The following is a 560-nucleotide window of genomic DNA, read 5'->3' as shown; positions in this document are numbered from 1 at the left end:
CGCCGCTTGACGATGGCGTTGACGGCACTGGGTTCCAGTGCCCGCGTGGAAACATTGCCCCAGCGATCGATCTTGCGAAACACGCTGCCTTTGTCGATCCGCGCCGCTTCGAGCCAGCGGGTGAGGGCGTCGACGGGCCGTCCGGTCAGATAGACGATTTCATCGTGATCAGCACCACTGGTTTTGGTGCGGCCGAGATGAATGCCGAGCGAGGGAAGGGGAGAGCCGTCCTCATCGGTGACGGGGGCCTGCTTGACGAGTTGTTCCGTGCGCAAGCCTGCCATTTCGCTGCGGCGGCGGCCGCCGGAGGCAAAAGCCACCATCAGGATGGCCCGATCGCGCAAGGCGGTGAGATCCTCACCCGAACAGGTCGCAAGCAGCTTGCCCAGAATATCGCCGGTGATGGCATTAGCACTCTTGCGGGCTTTGGGCCGGTTGAGGGCACGGACGGCAAGGCGGATGGCCGATTTGACGGCGGGCGACGTGAACGCACCCTCCAGACCCCGCCAGCGGGTCAGCGTCGACCAGTTGGCCAGACGCCGACGCACGGTTGCCGGTGC

At 65.2% G+C, this 560-nt stretch carries 1 protein-coding gene; it reads right to left on the bottom strand.

Annotated features, from left to right (window positions below):
- A partial coding sequence (locus DKP76_RS18930) for a site-specific integrase (protein WP_483419635.1) occupies positions 1–560 on the bottom strand: 560 nt, incomplete at both ends.

Source organism: Falsochrobactrum shanghaiense (assembly GCF_003149535.1).
Lineage (GTDB): Bacteria > Pseudomonadota > Alphaproteobacteria > Rhizobiales > Rhizobiaceae > Brucella > Brucella shanghaiense.
The sequence above is the reverse complement of the archived record's forward strand: the minus strand, read 5'-3'. Positions and strand labels throughout refer to the sequence as shown.